A 19,293-nucleotide genomic window follows, 5' to 3' on the forward strand; every position below is an offset into this window, starting at 1 on the left:
TAGTCCTCGAGATCAATACACGCGCGCCTTCGGGGCGATCTTCATGGGATCGATGCCCTCGGCGATCAGGTCGGTGTGAACCGGGCGATAGTCGAGCCGGACATCGCCAGCCGCGTTGACCCAGGCAAGCGTATGTTTGCGCCAGTTGTCGTCGTCGCGCCCGCCGAACGGACCTTCGGTATAATCCTCGCGCGCATGCGACCCGCGGCTCTCCTTGCGCGCCTCGGCGCCGTAGATGGTCGTGATGGCATTGGCCATCAGATTTTCCAGCTCCAGCGTTTCGACAAGGTCGGAGTTCCAGATCATCGAGCGGTCGGTGACCTTGACGTCGGAAAGCTCCTTCCAGATTTCCGAGAGGCGGCGGCAGCCGGATTCGAGGGATTCCTGCGTGCGGAAGACGGCGGCGTCTTCCTGCATGGCGCGCTGCATCTTCTCGCGCAGCACGGCAGTCGGCGTCCTGCCATTGGCATGGCGCAGGCGGTCAAAGCGCTCGACGATGCGGTCGCAGGCAGCCGTGTTGAGCGCCGGAATCGATTCGTTGCGGTCGATGATCTGGCCGGCGCGGATTGCCGCAGCGCGACCGAAGACGACGAGGTCGATCAGCGAGTTGGAGCCAAGCCGGTTGGCGCCGTGAACCGAGGCGCAGCCCGCTTCGCCGACCGCCATCAGGCCGGGCGCGATGCGCTCGGGGTTCTCGCCGTCGGCATTCAGCACCTCGCCCCAATAGTTGGTCGGAATGCCGCCCATATTGTAGTGGACGGTCGGCAGAACCGGGATCGGCTCGCGGGTGACGTCGACGCCGGCGAAGATCTTCGCGCTCTCGGAAATGCCCGGAAGGCGCTCGTGCAGCACGGCCGGATCGAGATGGTCGAGGTGCAGGAAGATGTGGTCCTTGTTCTTGCCGACGCCGCGGCCTTCCCGGATTTCCAGCGTCATGCAGCGCGAGACGACGTCGCGCGAGGCAAGATCCTTGGCGGACGGGGCATAACGCTCCATGAAGCGCTCGCCTTCCGAATTGACGAGATAGCCGCCTTCGCCGCGCGCACCCTCGGTGATCAGACAGCCGGAGCCGTAGATGCCGGTCGGATGGAACTGCACGAACTCCATGTCCTGGAGCGGCAGGCCGGCGCGCGCAATCATGCCGCCGCCGTCGCCGGTGCAGGTGTGCGCCGAGGTCGCCGAGAAATAGGCGCGGCCATAACCGCCGGTCGCCAGCACCACCATCTTCGCCGAGAAGCGATGAATCGTGCCGTCATCGAGGTTCCAGGCGACGACGCCGGTGCAGCGGCCGTCGTCCGACATGATCAGGTCGATGGCGAAATATTCAATGAAGAACTCGGCGTTGTTCCTGAGCGACTGACCGTAGAGCGTGTGCAGGATCGCATGGCCGGTGCGGTCGGCAACCGCGCAGGTGCGCTGCACCGGCGGGCCTTCGCCGTAATTCTGCATGTGGCCGCCGAATGGCCGCTGGTAGATCTTGCCTTCCTCGTTGCGCGAGAAAGGCACGCCGTAATGCTCGAGCTCATAGACCGCCTTCGGCGCTTCCATGGTGAGATACTGCATGGCGTCGACGTCGCCGAGCCAGTCAGACCCCTTGACCGTGTCGTAGAGATGCCACTGCCAGCTGTCGGGCGTCATGTTCTGCAGCGAAGCAGCGATGCCGCCCTGGGCCGCAACGGTGTGCGAGCGCGTCGGGAAGACCTTGGTAATGCAGGCCGTCTTCAGCCCCTGTTCGGCCATGCCGAGGGTCGCGCGCAGGCCCGCACCGCCGGCGCCGACAACGACCACGTCGAAGGCGTGGTCGACATACTGGTAAGCCCTGCCGTTTGCAGCGGGTGAACTGATCGATGCCATGGCGAAATTACCCTGCAAAAGCGATCTTCAGGAGGGCGAAAAGACAGAGCCCGCCGACCGCGATCGCGAAAAATGTGTTGAGCATGAGAAGAGCGATCTTGATGCCTTCCGCATGCACGTAGTCTTCGATGATCACCTGCATGCCGAGCCTCATGTGTGTGAGAGCGGAAAGGAGCACGAGAGCCATGATCACCGCGACGAACGGATTGGAAAGCGCCGCGACGACCTCCGCATGGGGCGCGCCCGCATAGCGGGCCACGAAGAAAGCGAAGAAAATCAGCAGCGGAATATTGGAGACAGCCGTCAGACGCTGGCGCCAGAAATGATCGGTCCCCTCCTTGGCGGAGCCTAGGCCGCGAACCTTGGCGAGAGGTGTGCGCATATCCATGTCGTATTCCCTCAGTACCGAACCAGATAGCCGATCACCCAGATCAGCAGTGTCAGAGAAACCGATCCGATGATCGTCGCCTTGGCCATCTTCGTCGCGAAATGCTTCTCGTAGCCGTAGCCGAGATCCCACACGAAATGGCGGATGCCGCCGAGCATGTGATGGACGAGGGCCCAGGTGTAGCCGAAGAGGACGAGCTTGCCGATCCAGGTGCCGAACAGCCAGCTGACCCAATCATAATAGGCGGCACCCGAGGCGGCGGCGATCAGCCACCAGGCCACGAGGATCGTGCCGAAATAAAGGGCGCCGCCGGTAATGCGATGCACAATCGACATCACCATGGTGGGGATGGGTTTGTAGATTTGAAGATGCGGCGAGAGCGGCCGGCTTCTTGTGACATTCGTCATCGGAACCTCACGGTGTGATCGGATTGCCGCGCCCAAAAACTTGATCGCTTTAGTCCGGTATCGCACACGATTGTGCGCAATTCAGTCATTCGGACCTTTAATCACCCCAGGGCATCACGACAAGTATCCTTGCGGTGCAAAATAAATAAAATCGATTAGACAAAAAACGGCATTTTTGAGCCCTGCTGAGACATGGGAGCGAATTAACGATAAGCGCAAAAAACATAAGCAAATCCGTGACATTTGCCCGCAACTGGCCCAGGATGGCTTTAACGATTTGTTAAGGATGATCCGGAGGGCACGGCAGAATGGATCTGTTGCGAGTGGTCGGTGCGACCAAAGTCCTGGTACTGGCTTGCGCCCTGGTAATGCCTGTCGGTCTGCCGGCGGCAGCGGCGAACGGCGCGAGCTTTGGCGACGTCCAGACCCGCACACGCCATGTCCGGCTCAAGCACGGCTTCAGCCATCATGGCTTTCGCAAATTCCACCGCGACCATCGGTTCTTTGCCGGCTATCGGAGACACCGCTCCGTCATGTCAGGCATCGATGATTTCTCGTCCTTCACTTCGCAAGGCCTGCCCAATATTCAGACCCGCACCCGGCACGTACGGCTGAAGCATCACCTGAGGGGCTTCGCGCGGCGTGATTGGCGCCCGGACGTTGACGTGGTCGTGATTGGCGGGGGCTTCGGCCCATACGATGCCATAGGGTCCTATGGCGGCGACGACTTTCCTTCGGTCACACCCGGCATCGGAACCTATGCCGGCGGCATTTCGGCCTTCCGGCAGGAGGGCAACGGCATCTATTTCAGCCGATACGACAACAACAACTATGTGGCTGAGGGTGCGGCCGATCCCGCCCCACCGCCTAATCGTGCGAAGATCATCGCCGTCTCGCCGCAACCGAACGACCGCGTCTGCTCGTGGGAACATGGGGTCTGCGTCATCCGGCCATAGGCGGAATAAGGCGGCAGGATGGGCGCGCGGGTGCGTCCGCCCGCCCACCCAAAGACGCGCAAAGTGTGGGCGCCTGTCAGCCGAAGCTGTTGGCCGGCTCGAAGCGCCAGACGGTCGTGCGCTTCACCTCGCTGTCTTCGAGCGCTCGCGTGACCGGCACTTCATAGGTCGAAAGCGCCGTCATCATCTGCCGCGGGCAATAGGCGCGCCCTGGGTCGCCGACGAGCACGGCAGCACCCGCCCTCGCCAACCCGGCAAGCCAGGGGCGAAGCAGATCGGCAAACCCTTTGTCATAGAAGACGTCGCCGGCGAGATAGACGTCGGCGTACTTCGGCTCGCCGATGATGTTTCGGTCGCTGAACGCGATTTCGACTCCGTTCAACGCCGCATTCAGCCGTACCGCCGTTTCCGCCCAGGGATCGATGTCGACGGCGAGGACGGAAGCGGCGCCTGCCTTCATCGCCGCAATCGCGACGAGGCCTGAGCCGGAGGCGAAATCGATCACACGGCGGCCGCGCACGGTTTCCGGGCGGTCGAGGACATAACGCGCAAGCCCCTGCCCGCCCGCCCAGGCGAAAGCCCAGAACGGCGGCGGCAGACCTATCTCCTCAAGCTCCTCCTGCGTCTTCAGCCAAAGATCGTGCGCTTCGCTCGCGAGACGCAGCCGGATCTCCGGTACATGCGGCGGCGAGAGAATGCCCGTGTTGGCGCGGATGAAGCTTTCGGGATTGGTCTTCAAGGAGAACGTCTCAGCGCGGCGGGTTGTCGAGCCCGCCCATGCGGCAGACCTCGATCCACTCCTCATCGGTAACCGGCTGCACCGAAAGCCGCATCGACGTCACCAGCGACATCTTGGCAAGCTTGGGGTTTTCCTTGATCTCCTTGAGAGAGACCGGGCGCGGCATGTCCATGACTGCACGGATATCGACGCAGTCCCAACGGGCATCGCCTTCAGCCGTCGAATCCGGGTGCGACAGCGCGCAGACCTCGGTGATGCCGACGATCTCCAGGCCCTCGTTGGAATGATAGAAGAAGCCCTTGTCGCCGATCTGCATCGCCCGCATGTTGTTGCGCGCCAGGTAGTTGCGAACGCCGGTCCACTCGGTACCCTTTTCGCCGGCGTCCTTCTGCATCTGCCAGGACCACTTGTTCGGCTCGGATTTGTAAAGCCAGAAAGCCATCGCCCTCACGCCTCCGGATTGTTGAAGACCCAGTTGTAGGCCTTGATCTCGACATTCGAGAAGAGGCCGGCCTTGGCATAGGGATCTGCCGCGGCGATCGCTTTCGCCTCCTCAAGCGTCTCGGTCTTGACGATCACCAGGCTTCCCGTCGGCTTTCCATCCGCCCCAAGAAAGGGCCCGGCGATCTTGAGGATGCCCCTGGCGTTGAGATCATCGAGATAGGCGAGGTGGTCGGGACGCGTATCCAGCCTGAGTTGCAGGCCGCCGGGCTTGTCCGTGCATAGAAGTGCGAAGAGCATGGTTCCTCCTGACGTTATCGATCGGAGCGGGAGGCGAGCCGAAAGCCGCTTTACGCTTTTGCCCATCCCGCCGCCGAATCATTCCTGGGTGATCGGGCGCGACATCAACTGCTCCAGGGCGGTGCGGACATCGAGCCTTCCGTCGATGATGGCGGCGACCGCTTCGGTGATCGGCATGTCGACACCGAGTTCGTGCGCGACGCGCGCGGCAACCGACGCGGCAAAGGCGCCCTCGACCAGTTCCCGGCCCTGTCCGCTCGCCGGCCCGTCCCTGCCGAGCGCGATGCCGAAGCGCAGGTTGCGCGACTGATGGCTCGTCGCCGTCAGCACGAGGTCGCCGAGCCCGGAAAGGCCACGGACGGTATCCGGTTCCCCGCCCTGCGCCACGACGAAGCGCGACATTTCCGCAAGGCCGCGGGAGATCAGCGCCGCACGGGCCGAATCGCCGAGACCGGCGCCCTCGACGATGCCGCAGGCGATCGCGAGCACGTTCTTGAGCGCCCCGCCAAGCTGCACGCCGATGCGGTCCGCCGAGGGGTAGAGCCGAAACGTCCGGCCGGAAAGGGTTTCCGCGAGTTCCGTGGCGGTGTCGCTGTCGCGAGCCGCGACGACCATTGCCGTCGGAAGACCCCTAGCGATATCGGCGGCAAAGCCGGGACCGGACAGCACACCGACCTTGTGGCCCGGCAGCTCCTCGTCGAGCACTTCCGTCAGGAGCCGGCCGGTCGATTGCTCCATCCCCTTGGCACAGGTGACGATCGTCGCACCGGTGCCGATCGAGGCGCCATAGCTGCGGGCCGCGGCCCTCTGCTCCTGCGAAGGCATGGCGAAGAGGATGATATCGGCGTCCATAAGCACGGCGGTATCGGAAGAAAATCCAAGTTCCGCCGGGAGCGGAATGCCGGGCAGGAACGCATCGTTCCGGCGCGTGCGGTAGCATTGCTCGACCGTCTCCTGTCGCCGGGCAAGCAATGTCACCTTGGCATTGCCGGTCGCCGCCGCGACGGCTGCAAGCGCGGTCCCGAAGGCTCCGGCTCCAACGACGACGATCTTCGGTTTTTCGCTCATCTTGTCCATCATGCCTTGGCGCCGCGCTTGCCGGAGCCGATCAATGCCTGCGCCTGGCTGTCAAGCGGCCAACGCGAGCGCGGCGCAACGTCGAGGCCATCCGCCGCCAGTCCCGCCGCCAGCCGCTCGGCGCCGGCCCAGGCGATCATCGCCGCATTGTCGGTGCAAAGCTGAAGCGGCGGCGCCACGAAGCGGAAGCCGTTCCGGTCGCAAAGCTCCTGAAGCGTCGCCCGCAGCTCCTGGTTGGCGGCAACCCCACCGGCCACAACCAGTGCCGATTGCTCGACGGTCGCGAACTCGGCCTTGAACCGCTTCAGTCCGCGCCCGACACGGTCCTTGAGCGTGCGCGAAATGGCGCGCTGGAAGGAGGCGCAAATGTCGGCGATATCCTGTTCGGTCACCGGCTCCAGCGATTGCGCCGCCTGGCGAACCGCCGTCTTCAGGCCGGAGAAGGAAAAGTCGAGCCGCGCGTCGCCGACGAGCGGGCGGGGAAAGTCGAAGCGCTTGGGATCGCCAGTCCGGGCCATATGCTCGACCGCCGGCCCGCCAGGATAGGGAAGGCCGAGCAGCTTTGCCGTCTTGTCGAAGGCCTCGCCGAGCGCATCGTCGATCGTCGTGCCCCAGCGCTCGTAGTCGCCGACGCCCTTCACGAGGATCAATTGCGTGTGGCCGCCCGAGACGAGCAGCATCAGATAGGGAAAGATCAGGCCATCGGTGAGCCGCGCCGTCAGCGCGTGGCCTTCGAGGTGGTTGACCGCATAAAGCGGCTTGCCGGTCGCACGCGCAATCGCCTTGCCGGTCATCAGCCCGACGATCAGCCCGCCGATCAGCCCGGGACCACTTGTCGCAGCGATCGCGTCGATGTCGTCAAGCTTGACGCCGGCGCGCAGCAGCGCTTCCTCGATCAGTGTATCGAGTGCCTCGACGTGGGCGCGCGCGGCAATCTCCGGAACGACGCCGCCATAGGCGCTATGCTCTTCCAGCTGGCTGAGCACGACATCGCCGAGGATCCGGCCGCTGCCGTCCTTTTCCCGCAGCACGACGGACGCCGCGGTTTCGTCGCAGCTTGTTTCGATGCCGAGGATACGCAGGGGCGCGGACATAGGTGGTCTACTCAAAGATTGCGGTCGCAAGGAAAGGTGGGTACACGGAACTTGTGTCAGCGCCGTGCGTCTTTCAGAAGCACAAAGGACGCTGTAACGCTTTGAACTGCTGCATGGTTTCATCCTTAAATCGGTCCCGATTTAAGGAACCATGCAGTAACAATGGATGACCGAGGATGCAAACAAAACCTTTCCGCATCGGCACGCGCGGCAGCCCGCTGGCGCTCGCCCAGACGCATGAGACGCGTGACCGGCTCGCCGCCGCTCATGGTCTGCCGCCGGAAATGTTCGAGATCGTGATCCTTTCCACCAAGGGGGACCGGATCACCGACCGGTCGCTTGCGGAGATCGGCGGCAAGGGCCTGTTCACCGAGGAACTCGAACAACAGCTTTTGTCGGGAGACCTCGATTTCGCCGTGCATTCGTCGAAGGACATGCCGACAAAGCTGCCTGATGGGCTGTTCCTCTCCGCCTTCCTGCCGCGCGAGGATATACGCGATGCCTTTGTTGGGCGGACAGCACCGAAACTGCTGGACCTGCCGCACGGCGCCACGGTCGGCTCGTCGTCGCTACGCCGTCAGGCGCTCATTCGGCGCCTGCGGCCCGACGTCAACGTGATCACCTATCGCGGCCAGGTCGAAACGCGGCTGCGCAAGCTCGCAGAAGGCCAGGTCGACGGCACGCTGCTCGCCTATGCCGGCCTGAAGCGGCTCGGCATGACCGACGTCCCGACAGAACTGCTTGATCCGGAGGAATTTCCGCCAGCGCCGGCGCAAGGGGCGATCTGCATCGAAAGCCGTATCGGCGACCCGCGCGTCAATACATTGCTTGCCGCCATCGACGATCCGCGCACGCACGAGGCCGTTGCCTGCGAACGCGGTTTTCTCGCGACGCTCGACGGTTCCTGCCGCACGCCGATCGCCGGCCACGCCCAGTCGGACGGCACGCATATCCGCTTTGCCGGCATGATCCTGACGCCGGATGGCACAACCTGCCATCGCATCGCCGTCGAGGGCAAGGCGACGGAGGCGACCGAACTCGGGCGCCGGGCCGGCGAAGAGATCCGCGCCAAGGCCGGACCGGGATTTTTCTCGAGCTGGACGTGAGCCGATGCGCGTGCTCGTCACTCGGCCGCGCCCGGCCGCTACCGCGACGGCGCTGAAGCTCGAGGCGATGGGCCACGAAGCGATCCTGCTGCCGCTGATGCAGGCGGAGCATCTCGTGGCCGCTGTCGAGACCGCATTGAAGCAAAGCCATGGCGCGATCGCACTAACAAGCGCGGAAGCGACCCGGGCGCTGGCCGCGCTTGGTCGCGCGCTTGAACCCCACCTTGCAACACCGCTCTTCTGCGTCGGCCAGGCGACCGGCCGTGCCGCTGCGGAGCTCGGGTTCACCGACATTCATGTCGGCCCCGGCACGGGCGAAGGTCTTGCCGAAACGATTGCAGCCGCATTCGCCGGGGGAACCCGCGAACCGCTCCTTTATCTTGCCGGTTCGCCGCGCTCCGATGGCCTCGAACGGGCGCTGCGGCAGCGCGGCGTCGATTACAGCACCGTCGAATGCTATCGGATGGCGCCGATCGCCTGTCGCCCAGACGAGCTCTCCAGCCTTCTGCGCGCGGGGCGGTTTGACGCCGTATTGCTCTATTCACGCCAAACCGCGCGGCAGTTTGCCGCTCTTCTCTCGCAGAGCCGCCTTAGCGCTGCTGCCTTTGCCCGGCGCTATCTCTGCCTGAGTGCAGCGATAGCGGAGGTCTTGCCGGCTGACGCAGCGGCGGAAGTCGCCATAATGCCCGACGAACAGCACCTTCTGAAGCTGCTCTGATAGGCGCGCGAAGCGGTATTTAAGCGATGGTCTGCCGCATGGTCGCGGCGTGAACAGCAAAGCCGGCAGCGGTTTTCCGCGCACGCGCCAACCTTCCTTGGGGTCATCTGACGGCATTTCCAGCAAAAACCGAGTTGGGGGCTTTCCCTCACGAGTTCGCCTGACTACGTTTGTCGCAATAGGCTGACTGGCAATACAACGGTAAGAGGTCACCATGGTATCGGAAAACCCGCCGCGCCGCTCGAAATCCGAGAAGGAACCGTTGACGATCGACCTCCAGGCGGAAAAGACGGCGACCGACGAAGCCGAATCTGTCGCAAGCCAGGAATCGATTACTGACGAGCCTGCCGAGATTTCGACGAGCCAGGCAGAAAGCGAAAATGCAGCGGATGCGGCAGATGCCGCCGATGGAAAAGAACAGACGGAGGAGGAGCGCGCCGATGCCGCCGCGGCCGCCTTCGACGAAGAGCCCCCGCATTTGAGCAACGAGACGATGGCACAGCCGGCGCAGCAGAGGCAGGCGACGAGCGCCGGCGCGCTGGCGGCCGGCATTCTCGGCGGTCTCGTGACGCTCGCCGGCGCCGGCGTGCTGCAATATGCCGGTTATATTCCGCCGCTCGGACCGGATCGCGGCAGCGCCGCCCTCGAGCAAAGCCTTGCCAGCGAAATCGAGGCAATCAAGACGCAGATCGCATCGCAATCGGCGCCGGCGACAGATATCGGCCCGCTGGAGAACCGTCTGGCGGCGCTGGAACAGGCCGCCAAGCAGCCGGGCGGCGCGGGCGCGCCGCAGATCACTGCGCTCGAAGCGGAAGTCGCCAATCTGACCAAGGAAGTCGCCGGACTGAAAGCCAGCCTCGCCGACGCCGAACAGTCGGCAGCCGCCGCCAAGGCCGAGCTTGCCGGACGCATCGACCAGGCGGAACAGAAGCTCAACGAGCCGGTCAACGACATAGAGATGGCGAAGGCCGTCGCCGTCACGGCGCTGAAGACCGCGATCGATCGCGGCGGGCCCTTCCTGGCCGAACTCGACGCGCTGCGCAGCATTGCGCCTGACGACGCGGCGGTGAAGGCTCTGGCTCAAGACGCCGGAACCGGCGTGGCGACGCGGACCGACCTTCGCGCGGGCTTCCCGCAAACGGCAGACGCGATGCTCGACGCGCTCAACCAGCCCGATCCGAACGAGGGCATTTTCGCTCGCCTCGTTTCAAGCGCCATGTCCGGCATCCGCATCCGGCCGGTCGGCAGCGTCGAGGGCGACACGCCGGAGGCCGTGATCGCGCGCATCGAGGACAAGCTCAACAATGGCGATCTCAAGGGCGCATCGTTGGAGTGGGGAGGCCTGCCCGAAGCGGCGAAGTCGGCCGGCGCGGGTTTCAAGGCGAAGCTCGATCAGCGCCTGCGGGTCGAGACCGCCATTGATGCCGCCGTGGCGCAAACCATGACGCGTACCGGCACCGCCGGCTAAAAGGAGGCAAGAAGAATAGATGATCCGTATATTGTTCTTCATCCTTCTCGTGCTGTGTCTCGGCCTCGGCTTTGCGTGGCTCGCCGATCGACCGGGGGAGTTGTCGCTGATCTGGCAGGGACAGCGCATCGAGATGACCCTGATGCGCGCCGCCTCCATCCTGATCTCGCTCATTGCCGCCGTCCTGATCGTGATCTGGCTGCTCCGCACGATCTGGATGTCGCCCCATACCGTCACGCGTTATTTCCGTGCCCGCAAGCGTGATCGCGGCTACCAGGCGCTTTCGACCGGGCTGATCGCCGCGGGTGCCGGCGATGCCAATCTTGCCCGCAAGATGTCGGCACGGAGCCGGGGCCTGATCAGCGCCGACCAGGAGCCGCTCATCCACCTGCTTGAGGCGCAGACCGCGTTGATCGAAGGCAAATATGACGACGCGCGCAAGAAATTCGAGCTGATGGCCGACGACCCCGAAACGCGCGAGCTCGGCCTGCGCGGCCTCTTCCTCGAAGCCAAGCGGCTCGGCGCGAACGAGGCGGCCCGGCAATATGCGGAGCGCGCCGCGGAGAAGGCGCCGCAGCTGCCGTGGGCGACGCTGGCAACGCTGGATCACCGCAGCCAGGCAGGACAATGGGACGAGGCGATCCGCCTCCTCGACCAGAGCCGCGCCGCCAATATCCTCGACCGCAAGGAGGCGGACCGGAAGAAGGCCGTGCTTCTGACCGCCCGCGCAATGACGAAGCTCGACGCCGACCCGAAAGGGGCGCGCGACGACGGCCTTGCCGCGCTGAAACTCGACGACAGCCTGGTGCCGGCGGCGCTGGTAACGGCCAAGGCCCTGTTCCGCGAAGACAATCTGCGCAAGGGCGCGGGGATCCTCGAAAGGATGTGGAAGCAGCAACCGCATCCGGACGTAGCAAGGCTCTATGTCAGAGCGCGCGGAGGCGATTCCGCCCTCGACCGTTTGAAGCGTGCGAAGAAGCTCGAATCGCTCCGCAGCAACAATGCGGTCGCACTGGCAACGGTCGCCGAGGCCGCGCTCGAGGCACGCGAACTGCCGCTTGCCCGCACCAAGGCGGAAGCGGCTGCGCGGCTCGAACCGACGGAGAGCGTCTTCCTGCTGCTCGCCGATATCGAGGAGGCCGACACCGGCGACGAGGGCCGCATCCGCCATTGGATGGCGCAGGCGCTGCGCAGTCCGCGCGATCCGGCCTGGACCGCCGACGGCGTCACCTCGCCGTCCTGGCTGCCGGTATCGCCGATCAGCGGCCGGCTCGACGCCTTCGAATGGAAGGCCCCGGCCTTGCAGCTTTCCGACAAGCTCAAAAATGGTCATCCGAGCGCCGACGAAGCGATCCGCAGCCTTCCGCCAGTCGCGACCGCCCAGCAGATGGCAGCACCCGCGACGCCGAAGCCGGCACCAGTAGCGGCAACGCCTACCGTCCTGGAAGCCGAGCATGAGACGATGATAAAGGTTCCGGAGAGGAAGGAACCTGCTCCCTCTCCCGCCAGGAAAAAGGAAGAGGCCACGGAGGAAGAACCGGCTCCCTTCTTCGGCCGGCCGCCGGACGATCCCGGCGTGCGCGAAGCAACAGCCGGCGAGAAGGCGTCGGACAAGGCGGGTTTGCGGCTGTTTTGAACCTCAAAGACTGTGGACGGAAAGATGTTAGAGCGGTTCCGAGCGTTTCTCGAAGATTTGGCGGGCCCTCCGGCGTCCATTAAGAAAGGTGACCCGCGCGTCGCCGTGATCGCGCTCTGCGTCCAGGTCATGGAGGCCGACGGCACCGTGCTGGCTGCCGAGCGTCGCAAGATGCGCGATATCATCGAGGAACAATATCAACTCGACGACGAAGGTCTCGATGCGCTCATCGCGGCAGGCGAGACCGCCGAAAGCGAGGCGATCGACTTCTACAAGTTCACCGCCGAAATCAAGCGCCATCTGTCTGAAGAGCAGCGGATCGAGCTTGTCGGCATGCTGTGGGAGATCGTCTATGCCGATGGCGTTCGCAACGAAATGGAAGATCATGTGATCTGGCGGATCGCCGACCTCCTGGGCGTATCCGGTCGCGATCGCATCTTGAAGCGGCAGGAGGCTGCCGCCAAGATCGACGCAAAGGAGGAGAACGACGCGCAGCAGGAAGACTGAAATGCCCGCAGAGGCCGACGACGTTAAAAGACCCATCCTCATAATCCTGCATCAGGAGCGATCGAGCGCCGGCCGCGTGGGGCAGATACTCCAGCAGAAGGGCTTTGCGCTCGACATCCGCCGCCCCGCCCTCGGCGACGAGCTGCCGCCGACGCTGGAAGCCCATTCCGGAACTATCGTCTTCGGCGGCCCGATGAGCGCCAACGACGAGGAGGAGTTCGTCCGCCGCGAGATCGACTGGCTCTCGGTCCCGCTCCTGGAGAACAAGCCCTATCTCGGCATCTGCCTCGGCGCGCAGATGCTCGCCCGCAATCTCGGCGGCAAGGTCGCACCGCATCACGAGGGCATGACGGAAATCGGCTGGTACCCGCTAAAGGCCACCGCGGCCGGCAAGGCGCTGATGGACTGGCCGGCCATGGTCTATCACTTCCATCGGGAGGGCTTCGATCTGCCTGCCGGCGCCGAGTTGCTGGCGACCGGGGAGACCTATCCGAACCAGGCCTTCCGCTACGGCGAGAACGCCTGGGGCATTCAGTTTCACGGCGAGCTGACGCGCGCAATGATGCATCGCTGGGTGGTCCACGGCGCACACCGCTTCGTGCTGCCCGGCGCCCAGATCGGCAAGGCGCACCTCGAGGGGCGCATGATCCACGATCACCCCTTGCGGACCTGGATGGAGAATTTCCTCGAACTGATTTTCTTGCGCGGCGGGGAGCCGGCCGCGCCGAAAAGGCAGATCGCGCGTAACGGCACGGCGTGACGTCCAATCAGACGCGTTGGTGCTCCGGAACATCGAGCGTATCGATCTTGCGCAATTGCGGAAAACCGACCGCCCAGAGCAACGACACAAGAAGCGTGCCCACGCCTCCGAAGGCGACGGCGAAGACGGCACCGAAGCCCGACGCCATCATGCCGGCGCGGAATTCGCCAAGCTCGTTCGACGCGCCGACGAACACCATGTTGACCGCGTTCACGCGGCCACGCAGTTCGTCGGGAGTCCAGAGCGTGATCAGGATTTCGCGAACATAGACCGAGATCATGTCCGCCGCGCCCATGACGACAAGTGCGACGATCGAGATCCAGGGCGTCGCCGACAGGCCGAAGACGATCGTCGCAAGGCCGAAGAGCGCAACGCCGATAAACATATAAAGACCGGCCCGGTTGCGGATCGGGTGAGCGGCAAGCCAGACCGCCATGCCGACGGCGCCGACTCCCGGTGCGGCGCGCAGAAGGCCAAGCCCCCACGGGCCGAGCGCCAGGATATCGCGGGCGAAGACCGGCATCAGCGCGACCGCCCCGCCAAGCAGCACGGCAAAGAGATCGAGCGAGATCGCCCCCAGCACGACCTTCTCCGCGGTGATGTAGCGGAAACCTGCCGTGATCGTCTGCCAGCTCTGTCCCGAGGCGGGCGAACGCACCATGGGCTTCGGCACGGCAAAGACCATCAGGGCCGCCGCTGCAAAGAAACAGAGACTGACCGTGTACGGTACAGTCGGGCCGAAACCATAGATCAGGCCGCCGGCGACCGGCCCGACGATCGTCGCCGTCTGCCAGGAGGTCGAGTTCCAGGCGATCGCATTGGGCAGGTGTTCGACTGGCACCAGATTGGGTGCGAGTGATTGCGCGGCCGGGCCGAGAAACGCCCGCTCGATCCCGAAGACGACGAGGATCGCATAGACGGGCCAGGGCGAAAACAGCCCTGTCACCGTCAACAGGAGCAGCGCGGCCGCACAAAGTGTGCTCACCGTCATGCAGATTCCCATGATGACGCGCCGGTTGTGGCGGTCCGCGACGGTACCCGTCACCAGAATGAGCGCCAGCGACGGCAAAAACTGGAAGAGGCCGATGAGGCCGAGATCAAACGGGTCGCGCGTCAGGTCATAGATCTGCCAGCCGACGGCGACGGACATGATCTGGATGGCGAAATAGGCGAGGAAGCGGGAGAAGAAATACCGCCGATAGCCGACATGCCTGAAGGCGGCGAAACGATGCGCGGCTTGGACGGCGGACATACGGGGGAAGCTCCTCGGGGCAGCAAAGCACTGGCGCAATGCCGTTAAACATGATCGCGCACGACGAAGCGTCGTACTTGCCCGTTTAGTTTCCAATGTCTACATGTCTGTCAACAACGAATTGGAGACTGGCATGATTGCTGTCATCGCAACCTTGAACTTTATTATCAACATAGCCTGGTTCCTGATCATAGCGTCGGCCATCTTCTCCTGGCTCTACGCCTTCAACGTGATCAACGTGAACAACCACGCGATCAACATGATCGGCCGCTCGCTCTATCAGCTGACCGAGCCGCTCTACAGGCCCATCCGCCGCTTCCTGCCGGACATGGGCGGCGTCGATCTCTCGCCGCTCGTGGTCCTGGTGATCCTCTATTTCATCTGGTACTTCCTCAACACCACGGTCGCGTCGGCGGTAATCGGCATATAAGTGCACGCGGCACTGACGAGCCTTGACGACCACGTTCGCCTGACCGTTCGGCTGACGCCGAACGGCGGCCGCGATGCGATCGACGGCTTCGAAAGTGCTGCGGACGGCGGCGAATATCTCAAGGTTCGCGTGCGCGCCGTGCCGGAAAAGGGCAAAGCGAACCAGGCGCTTATTGCCCTGCTGGCAAAACAATTCGGCATCGCCAAGAACAGGATCGCGCTTATTTCCGGCGACACGCAGCGCAAAAAAATCCTCCGGATCGAGGCCGATCCGGAGGACATCATCAAGCGGCTCGCCGAAATCGTCGGCTAGCGCATCGGCCCGAAAATCGGACCCGATTTTCGGGCCGATGCGTGGAATCAAAGAGTTACAGCGTCCTTTGTGCGTCCTAAAGGACGCACGGCGCTGTAGAGCAATTCCAGGAAAAGTGTGTAACGGTTTTCCGTCCGGAATTGCGTGATCTGGTAGCTAAAATAGACTACTTCTTGGTCTTGGCGCGCTCGACCGCTTCCTGGATCAGCTGCTTGGCGACGCTTGCATCCTTCCAGCCGAAGATCTTCACCCATTTGCCGGGCTCCAGATCCTTGTAGTGCTCGAAGAAGTGCTCGATCTGCTTCAGCGTGATTTCCGGCAGGTCGGTGTAGTCGTGGACCTTGTCGTAGCGCTTGGTGAGATGGCTCGACGGCACGGCGATGATCTTCTCGTCCTGACCGGAATTGTCTTCCATCATCATCACGCCGATCGGGCGGACATTGATGACGCAGCCCGGCACCAGCGGGCGGGTGTTGCAGATCAACACGTCGATCGGATCGCCGTCGTCGGACAGCGTGTGCGGAACGAAGCCGTAATTGCCCGGATAGGTCATCGGCGTATAGAGGAAGCGGTCGACCACCAGCGTGCCGGCTTCCTTGTCCATTTCGTACTTGATCGGATGCCCGCCGACAGGAACCTCCACGATCACATTGACATCTTCCGGTGGATTCTTTCCGATGGAAATCGCGTCGATCCGCATAAGTACCTCCAGGGGTCGGTTTAAAAATTCGCCCCGTCGGATAAAGGGAAACATGCCGCAATGCAACATGACTTTCGTTCCGATGGGCGGAATGGCTCTGCAGCGCCGCCCGTCTCGCCGGGCGGGCAAAGTCGCCATAGCTTGAAGTAGGCAGGCGGCGCGGCCAAAAGTGGGCGGCACCGGGGCATTTTGCGGAAGGGTCTCTTCATCCCAAGGACCACGGCGCCCGCGTCTTATCAGACGCGCAAAGGACGCTGTAGCACTCTGAACCGATGCAGGCACGACGCGGGCCGGTCAGTTCCAGATGAAGCCGACTTTCTTCAGGTATTTGTCGCCGAAATCTTCCATGCCCTCGGCAATGTCGCTGCCGCCGGCCGCCTGGAAGAAGCTGTAGGCGTGTTCACTGTCTTCGAGGCACCAGACGACAAGGCCCCGGCATCCAAGCGACTTCAAGAGGCTCTTCGCCTCCCGGAAGAGGATGCGCCCGAGGCCGATGCCCTGATATTCCGGGCGCAGGTAGATTTCGTAGATCTCACCCTCTTGCGGCAGGGCCCTCGCCCGGCTCAGGCCCAACGTGGCATAGCCGGCGATCGTTCCGGCGACATCGACGACGAGCAGCGTTGCCGGCCCGCGCGTGGCCTTGCGCCACCAGGTTTCATCGCGGCGGTTGACCATCTGGATCAAGGGTCGATGCGGAATGATGCCGCCATAGGCCTGCAACCAGGAAACGCGATGCACCTCGGCAATCGCCGCCGCCTCATGTGGCTCCCCGGGCCTGACCTCGATCGAAACAGTCTTCATGACTCGACTCTAAACACACGACACGGCGAACCGGAATCCCGCCGGGCTGCCGGGCGGCGTTAACCCACAGGCAACTTTAACGGCATCCAAATGAAGGTTAACGCCTTTTTAACTTTATCCGCAAGCCGCCCGCGATCGGCACGCACAGCAAAAACCCCGGATCGCTCCGGGGTTGTAAATGTTTTCCGATTTCGGGGGCCGCCTATCGCAGCAGGAACTGGCAGTTGCCCCTCACCCTAACCCTCTCCCCGCAAGCGGGGCGAAGGGACCGAGGCGGCCCCGGCAGGCGGATGGGGGCCTGCGCTGCGTCCTGCGACAGAAGGGTAGTTACGCCGCGCCGGCGGTCCGGGCCTTTTCGAAGCGCTTGCGCTCATGCGGGTCGAGGTGGAGCTTCCTGAGCCGGATCGACTTCGGCGTCACTTCCACCAGCTCGTCGTCCTGGATCCAGGAAAGCGCCCGTTCGAGTGTCATCTTGATCGGCGGCGTCAGGCGGACGGCTTCGTCCTTGCCGGCGGCGCGCATGTTGGTGAGCTTCTTGCCCTTCAAGACGTTGACTTCGAGGTCGTTGTCGCGGGTGTGGATGCCGATGATCATGCCCTCATAGACCTTCTCGCCCGGTTCGATCACCATCGGGCCGCGGTCCTCGAGGTTGAAGAGCGCGTAGGCCACGGCTTCGCCCGCCTCGTTCGCCAGCAGCACGCCGTTGATGCGGCCGCCGATCTCGCCCTTGTAGGGCTGATAGTCGTGGAAGAGGCGGTTCATGATCGCCGTGCCGCGTGTATCGGTCAGCAGTTCCGACTGGTAGCCGATAAGGCCGCGGGTCGGGGCAAAGAAGACGAGACGGACGCGATTGCCGCCCGACGGACGAAGCTCGACCATCTCGGCCTTGCGCTCCGACATCTTCTGCACGACGACGCCGGAATACTCTTCGTCGACGTCGATCACGACCTCTTCGACCGGCTCGAGCAGCTGGCCGCTCTCGTCCTTGTGCATGACGACGCGCGGACGCGAGACGGCAAGCTCGAAGCCTTCGCGGCGCATCGTTTCGATCAGCACGGCGAGCTGCAGTTCGCCGCGGCCGGAGACAAAGAAGGAGTCCTTCTCGGAGGATTCTTCGATCTTCAGCGCCACATTGCCTTCCGCTTCCTTGAACAGGCGGTCGCGGATGACGCGCGAGGTCACCTTGTCGCCCTCGGTGCCGGCAAGCGGCGAATCGTTGACGATGAAGGACATGGTGACAGTCGGCGGATCGATCGGCTGCGCCTCGAGCGGCTCGGCGATCGAGGGATCACAGAAGGTGTCGGCAACGGTGCCCTTGGTCAGCCCGGCGATTGCGACGATGTCGCCGGCATGGGCCTCCTCGATCGGCTGACGCTCGATACCGCGGAAAGCGAGGATCTTCGAGATACGACCGGATTCGAGCAGCTTGCCATCCTGACCCAGCACCTTCACTGCCTGGTTCGGCTTGACGGAGCCGGAGTGTACGCGGCCGGTGATGATGCGGCCGAGAAAGGGGTTCGCCTCAAGGATCGTACCGATCATGCGGAACGGGCCTTCCGCCACTGTCGGCTCGGGAACATGCTTCAGAACCAGGTCGAGCAGCGGCGCCATTCCCTGGTCCTTCGGGCCTTCGGGATTGACGTTCATCCAGCCGTCACGACCGGAACCGTAGAGGATCGGGAAATCGAGCTGCTCGTCGGTGGCGTCGAGCGCGGCGAAGAGGTCGAAGACCTCATTGATGACTTCTTCGTGGCGGCCGTCCGGGCGGTCGATCTTGTTGATCGCGACGATCGGCTTCAGTCCGACCTTCAGCGCCTTGCCCACGACGAACTTCGTCTGCGGCATCGGGCCTTCGGAGGCATCGACGAGCACGATCGCGCCATCCACCATGGACAGGATGCGTTCGACTTCACCGCCGAAGTCAGCGTGACCGGGGGTGTCGACGATATTGATGCGCGTCCCCTTCCACTCGACCGAGGTCGCCTTGGCAAGAATGGTGATGCCGCGCTCCTTTTCCAGGTCGTTGGAATCCATCACACGTTCGGCAACGCGCTGGTTCTCGCGGAAGGACCCCGATTGCTTCAGAAGCTCGTCGACGAGCGTGGTCTTCCCATGGTCGACGTGCGCGATGATCGCGATGTTACGAATGCTCATTTTTTGTCTCGGAAAGTTCGTGGGTACGCGCGACAAGGCGGGTACCGCTTTTCAGTTGCCGCGCTCATACAGGTTTTTTTGCAGGAGCGAAAGGGGCCAGCGCACATAGCAGGGCTGCGTTGGACCCCCTCTGGCCTGCAGGCCAGAGGGGGTTATCCGCGCTTCTCCCATCCATATCCGGTACGCCTTTCTG

The 19,293-nt window shown here is 63.5% G+C and carries 21 protein-coding genes; 9 read left to right on the forward strand and 12 right to left on the reverse strand.

The genetic code is table 11. The annotated features are described in order from the left end of the window. Positions 1-12: 12 nt before the first annotated feature. Genes sdhA through sdhC form a run of 3 tightly spaced genes read right to left on the reverse strand, consistent with a single transcriptional unit; the run spans position 13 to position 2,649 of the window. Entirely contained in the window at positions 13-1,854 is a 1,842-nt protein-coding gene (gene sdhA / locus GHK62_RS02140) for a succinate dehydrogenase flavoprotein subunit (RefSeq protein ID WP_153436705.1), read from the reverse strand. A gap of 7 nt (positions 1,855-1,861) precedes the next feature. Continuing rightward, positions 1,862-2,242: a succinate dehydrogenase, hydrophobic membrane anchor protein gene (gene sdhD / locus GHK62_RS02145; RefSeq protein ID WP_153436706.1), complete on the reverse strand. Its 381-nt coding sequence runs from the start codon at positions 2,240-2,242 to the stop codon at positions 1,862-1,864. An 11-nt stretch (positions 2,243-2,253) separates the two neighbouring features. Beyond that, positions 2,254-2,649 carry a succinate dehydrogenase, cytochrome b556 subunit gene (gene sdhC, locus GHK62_RS02150; RefSeq protein WP_153436707.1) on the reverse strand — a complete coding sequence of 132 codons (396 nt, stop codon included), beginning with the start codon at positions 2,647-2,649 and terminating at the stop codon, positions 2,254-2,256. 308 nt (positions 2,650-2,957) lie between these two features. Here sdhC and GHK62_RS02155 point away from each other — a divergent pair, with 308 nt between their 5' ends. Beyond that, positions 2,958-3,605 carry a hypothetical protein gene (locus GHK62_RS02155; protein WP_153436708.1) on the forward strand — a complete coding sequence of 216 codons (648 nt, stop codon included), beginning with the start codon at positions 2,958-2,960 and terminating at the stop codon, positions 3,603-3,605. Between the two features lie 76 nt (positions 3,606-3,681). On the opposite strand, the gene GHK62_RS02160 is transcribed toward GHK62_RS02155, so the two are convergent. The 5 genes from GHK62_RS02160 to tsaD all read right to left on the reverse strand — a co-directional run bounded on the left by GHK62_RS02160 (position 3,682) and on the right by tsaD (position 7,256). After that, positions 3,682-4,344, reverse strand: coding sequence for a class I SAM-dependent methyltransferase (locus GHK62_RS02160; RefSeq protein WP_153436709.1), 663 nt, complete (start codon positions 4,342-4,344; stop codon positions 3,682-3,684). A 10-nt stretch (positions 4,345-4,354) separates the two neighbouring features. Further along, positions 4,355-4,786, reverse strand: coding sequence for an EVE domain-containing protein (locus tag GHK62_RS02165; protein WP_153436710.1), 432 nt, complete (start codon positions 4,784-4,786; stop codon positions 4,355-4,357). 5 nt (positions 4,787-4,791) lie between these two features. Next, the gene (locus GHK62_RS02170) at positions 4,792-5,085 is read right to left on the reverse strand and encodes a YciI-like protein (protein WP_153436711.1); all 294 of its coding nucleotides are present in this window, start codon (positions 5,083-5,085) and stop codon (positions 4,792-4,794) included. Between the two features lie 78 nt (positions 5,086-5,163). Next, positions 5,164-6,153 carry an NAD(P)H-dependent glycerol-3-phosphate dehydrogenase gene (locus tag GHK62_RS02175; RefSeq protein WP_167528126.1) on the reverse strand — a complete coding sequence of 330 codons (990 nt, stop codon included), beginning with the start codon at positions 6,151-6,153 and terminating at the stop codon, positions 5,164-5,166. An 8-nt stretch (positions 6,154-6,161) separates the two neighbouring features. Beyond that, positions 6,162-7,256, reverse strand: a complete 1,095-nt coding sequence (gene tsaD, locus GHK62_RS02180) for a tRNA (adenosine(37)-N6)-threonylcarbamoyltransferase complex transferase subunit TsaD (RefSeq protein ID WP_153436713.1) — start codon at positions 7,254-7,256, stop codon at positions 6,162-6,164. 176 nt (positions 7,257-7,432) lie between these two features. On the opposite strand from tsaD, the gene hemC reads away from it, so the two are divergent. From hemC to GHK62_RS02210, 6 genes are all read left to right on the forward strand, one after another. Further along, entirely contained in the window at positions 7,433-8,362 is a 930-nt protein-coding gene (gene hemC, locus GHK62_RS02185; RefSeq protein WP_153436714.1) for a hydroxymethylbilane synthase, read from the forward strand. Between the two features lie 4 nt (positions 8,363-8,366). Continuing rightward, a complete protein-coding gene (locus GHK62_RS02190) occupies positions 8,367-9,080 on the forward strand; it encodes a uroporphyrinogen-III synthase (protein WP_153436715.1) in 714 nt (237 codons plus the stop codon). Between the two features lie 214 nt (positions 9,081-9,294). Continuing rightward, positions 9,295-10,548, forward strand: coding sequence for a COG4223 family protein (locus GHK62_RS02195; protein WP_153436716.1), 1,254 nt, complete (start codon positions 9,295-9,297; stop codon positions 10,546-10,548). A 19-nt stretch (positions 10,549-10,567) separates the two neighbouring features. Then, positions 10,568-12,184, forward strand: coding sequence for a heme biosynthesis protein HemY (locus GHK62_RS02200; RefSeq protein WP_153436717.1), 1,617 nt, complete (start codon positions 10,568-10,570; stop codon positions 12,182-12,184). 24 nt (positions 12,185-12,208) lie between these two features. Continuing rightward, the gene (locus GHK62_RS02205; RefSeq protein ID WP_153436718.1) at positions 12,209-12,691 is read left to right on the forward strand and encodes a tellurite resistance TerB family protein; all 483 of its coding nucleotides are present in this window, start codon (positions 12,209-12,211) and stop codon (positions 12,689-12,691) included. Position 12,692: 1 nt separating this feature from the next. Further along, the gene (locus tag GHK62_RS02210) at positions 12,693-13,451 is read left to right on the forward strand and encodes a glutamine amidotransferase (RefSeq protein ID WP_153436719.1); all 759 of its coding nucleotides are present in this window, start codon (positions 12,693-12,695) and stop codon (positions 13,449-13,451) included. Between the two features lie 7 nt (positions 13,452-13,458). Here GHK62_RS02210 and GHK62_RS02215 read toward each other — a convergent pair whose 3' ends face one another. Further along, complete coding sequence (locus GHK62_RS02215; RefSeq protein WP_153436720.1) at positions 13,459-14,703, reverse strand: MFS transporter; 1,245 nt, start codon at positions 14,701-14,703, stop codon at positions 13,459-13,461. 133 nt (positions 14,704-14,836) lie between these two features. On the opposite strand from GHK62_RS02215, the gene GHK62_RS02220 reads away from it, so the two are divergent. Both GHK62_RS02220 and GHK62_RS02225 read left to right on the forward strand, forming a co-directional pair. Continuing rightward, the gene (locus tag GHK62_RS02220) at positions 14,837-15,133 is read left to right on the forward strand and encodes a YggT family protein (RefSeq protein ID WP_136505441.1); all 297 of its coding nucleotides are present in this window, start codon (positions 14,837-14,839) and stop codon (positions 15,131-15,133) included. Continuing rightward, positions 15,134-15,445 (forward strand): DUF167 domain-containing protein, encoded by a 312-nt coding sequence (locus tag GHK62_RS02225; RefSeq protein ID WP_184108646.1) that lies wholly within the window; start codon positions 15,134-15,136, stop codon positions 15,443-15,445. A 166-nt stretch (positions 15,446-15,611) separates the two neighbouring features. On the opposite strand, the gene ppa is transcribed toward GHK62_RS02225, so the two are convergent. From ppa to typA, 3 genes are all read right to left on the reverse strand, one after another. Continuing rightward, positions 15,612-16,145 (reverse strand): inorganic diphosphatase, encoded by a 534-nt coding sequence (gene ppa, locus GHK62_RS02230; protein WP_153436721.1) that lies wholly within the window; start codon positions 16,143-16,145, stop codon positions 15,612-15,614. Positions 16,146-16,439: 294 nt separating this feature from the next. Continuing rightward, a complete protein-coding gene (locus GHK62_RS02235) occupies positions 16,440-16,946 on the reverse strand; it encodes a GNAT family N-acetyltransferase (RefSeq protein WP_153436722.1) in 507 nt (168 codons plus the stop codon). 327 nt (positions 16,947-17,273) lie between these two features. Then, positions 17,274-19,100, reverse strand: a complete 1,827-nt coding sequence (typA, locus tag GHK62_RS02240) for a translational GTPase TypA (protein ID WP_153436723.1) — start codon at positions 19,098-19,100, stop codon at positions 17,274-17,276. Positions 19,101-19,293: the final 193 nt, after the last annotated feature.

This window comes from Sinorhizobium terangae (assembly GCF_009601505.1).
Taxonomy (GTDB): Bacteria; Pseudomonadota; Alphaproteobacteria; order Rhizobiales; family Rhizobiaceae; genus Sinorhizobium; species Sinorhizobium terangae.

Coding starts and splice junctions, on each gene's coding strand:
- GHK62_RS02155 (WP_153436708.1), top strand. CDS start 2,958: ATGGATCTGTTGCGAGTGGTCGGTGCGACCAAAGTCCTGGTACTGGCT.
- sdhA (WP_153436705.1), bottom strand. CDS start 1,854: ATGGCATCGATCAGTTCACCCGCTGCAAACGGCAGGGCTTACCAGTAT.
- sdhC (WP_153436707.1), bottom strand. CDS start 2,649: ATGACGAATGTCACAAGAAGCCGGCCGCTCTCGCCGCATCTTCAAATC.
- GHK62_RS02210 (WP_153436719.1), top strand. CDS start 12,693: ATGCCCGCAGAGGCCGACGACGTTAAAAGACCCATCCTCATAATCCTG.
- hemC (WP_153436714.1), top strand. CDS start 7,433: ATGCAAACAAAACCTTTCCGCATCGGCACGCGCGGCAGCCCGCTGGCG.
- GHK62_RS02195 (WP_153436716.1), top strand. CDS start 9,295: ATGGTATCGGAAAACCCGCCGCGCCGCTCGAAATCCGAGAAGGAACCG.
- sdhD (WP_153436706.1), bottom strand. CDS start 2,242: ATGGATATGCGCACACCTCTCGCCAAGGTTCGCGGCCTAGGCTCCGCC.
- GHK62_RS02190 (WP_153436715.1), top strand. CDS start 8,367: ATGCGCGTGCTCGTCACTCGGCCGCGCCCGGCCGCTACCGCGACGGCG.
- GHK62_RS02235 (WP_153436722.1), bottom strand. CDS start 16,946: ATGAAGACTGTTTCGATCGAGGTCAGGCCCGGGGAGCCACATGAGGCG.
- GHK62_RS02215 (WP_153436720.1), bottom strand. CDS start 14,703: ATGTCCGCCGTCCAAGCCGCGCATCGTTTCGCCGCCTTCAGGCATGTC.
- GHK62_RS02200 (WP_153436717.1), top strand. CDS start 10,568: ATGATCCGTATATTGTTCTTCATCCTTCTCGTGCTGTGTCTCGGCCTC.
- GHK62_RS02205 (WP_153436718.1), top strand. CDS start 12,209: ATGTTAGAGCGGTTCCGAGCGTTTCTCGAAGATTTGGCGGGCCCTCCG.
- tsaD (WP_153436713.1), bottom strand. CDS start 7,256: ATGTCCGCGCCCCTGCGTATCCTCGGCATCGAAACAAGCTGCGACGAA.
- GHK62_RS02170 (WP_153436711.1), bottom strand. CDS start 5,085: ATGCTCTTCGCACTTCTATGCACGGACAAGCCCGGCGGCCTGCAACTC.
- GHK62_RS02220 (WP_136505441.1), top strand. CDS start 14,837: ATGATTGCTGTCATCGCAACCTTGAACTTTATTATCAACATAGCCTGG.
- GHK62_RS02175 (WP_167528126.1), bottom strand. CDS start 6,153: ATGAGCGAAAAACCGAAGATCGTCGTCGTTGGAGCCGGAGCCTTCGGG.
- typA (WP_153436723.1), bottom strand. CDS start 19,100: ATGAGCATTCGTAACATCGCGATCATCGCGCACGTCGACCATGGGAAG.
- ppa (WP_153436721.1), bottom strand. CDS start 16,145: ATGCGGATCGACGCGATTTCCATCGGAAAGAATCCACCGGAAGATGTC.
- GHK62_RS02165 (WP_153436710.1), bottom strand. CDS start 4,786: ATGGCTTTCTGGCTTTACAAATCCGAGCCGAACAAGTGGTCCTGGCAG.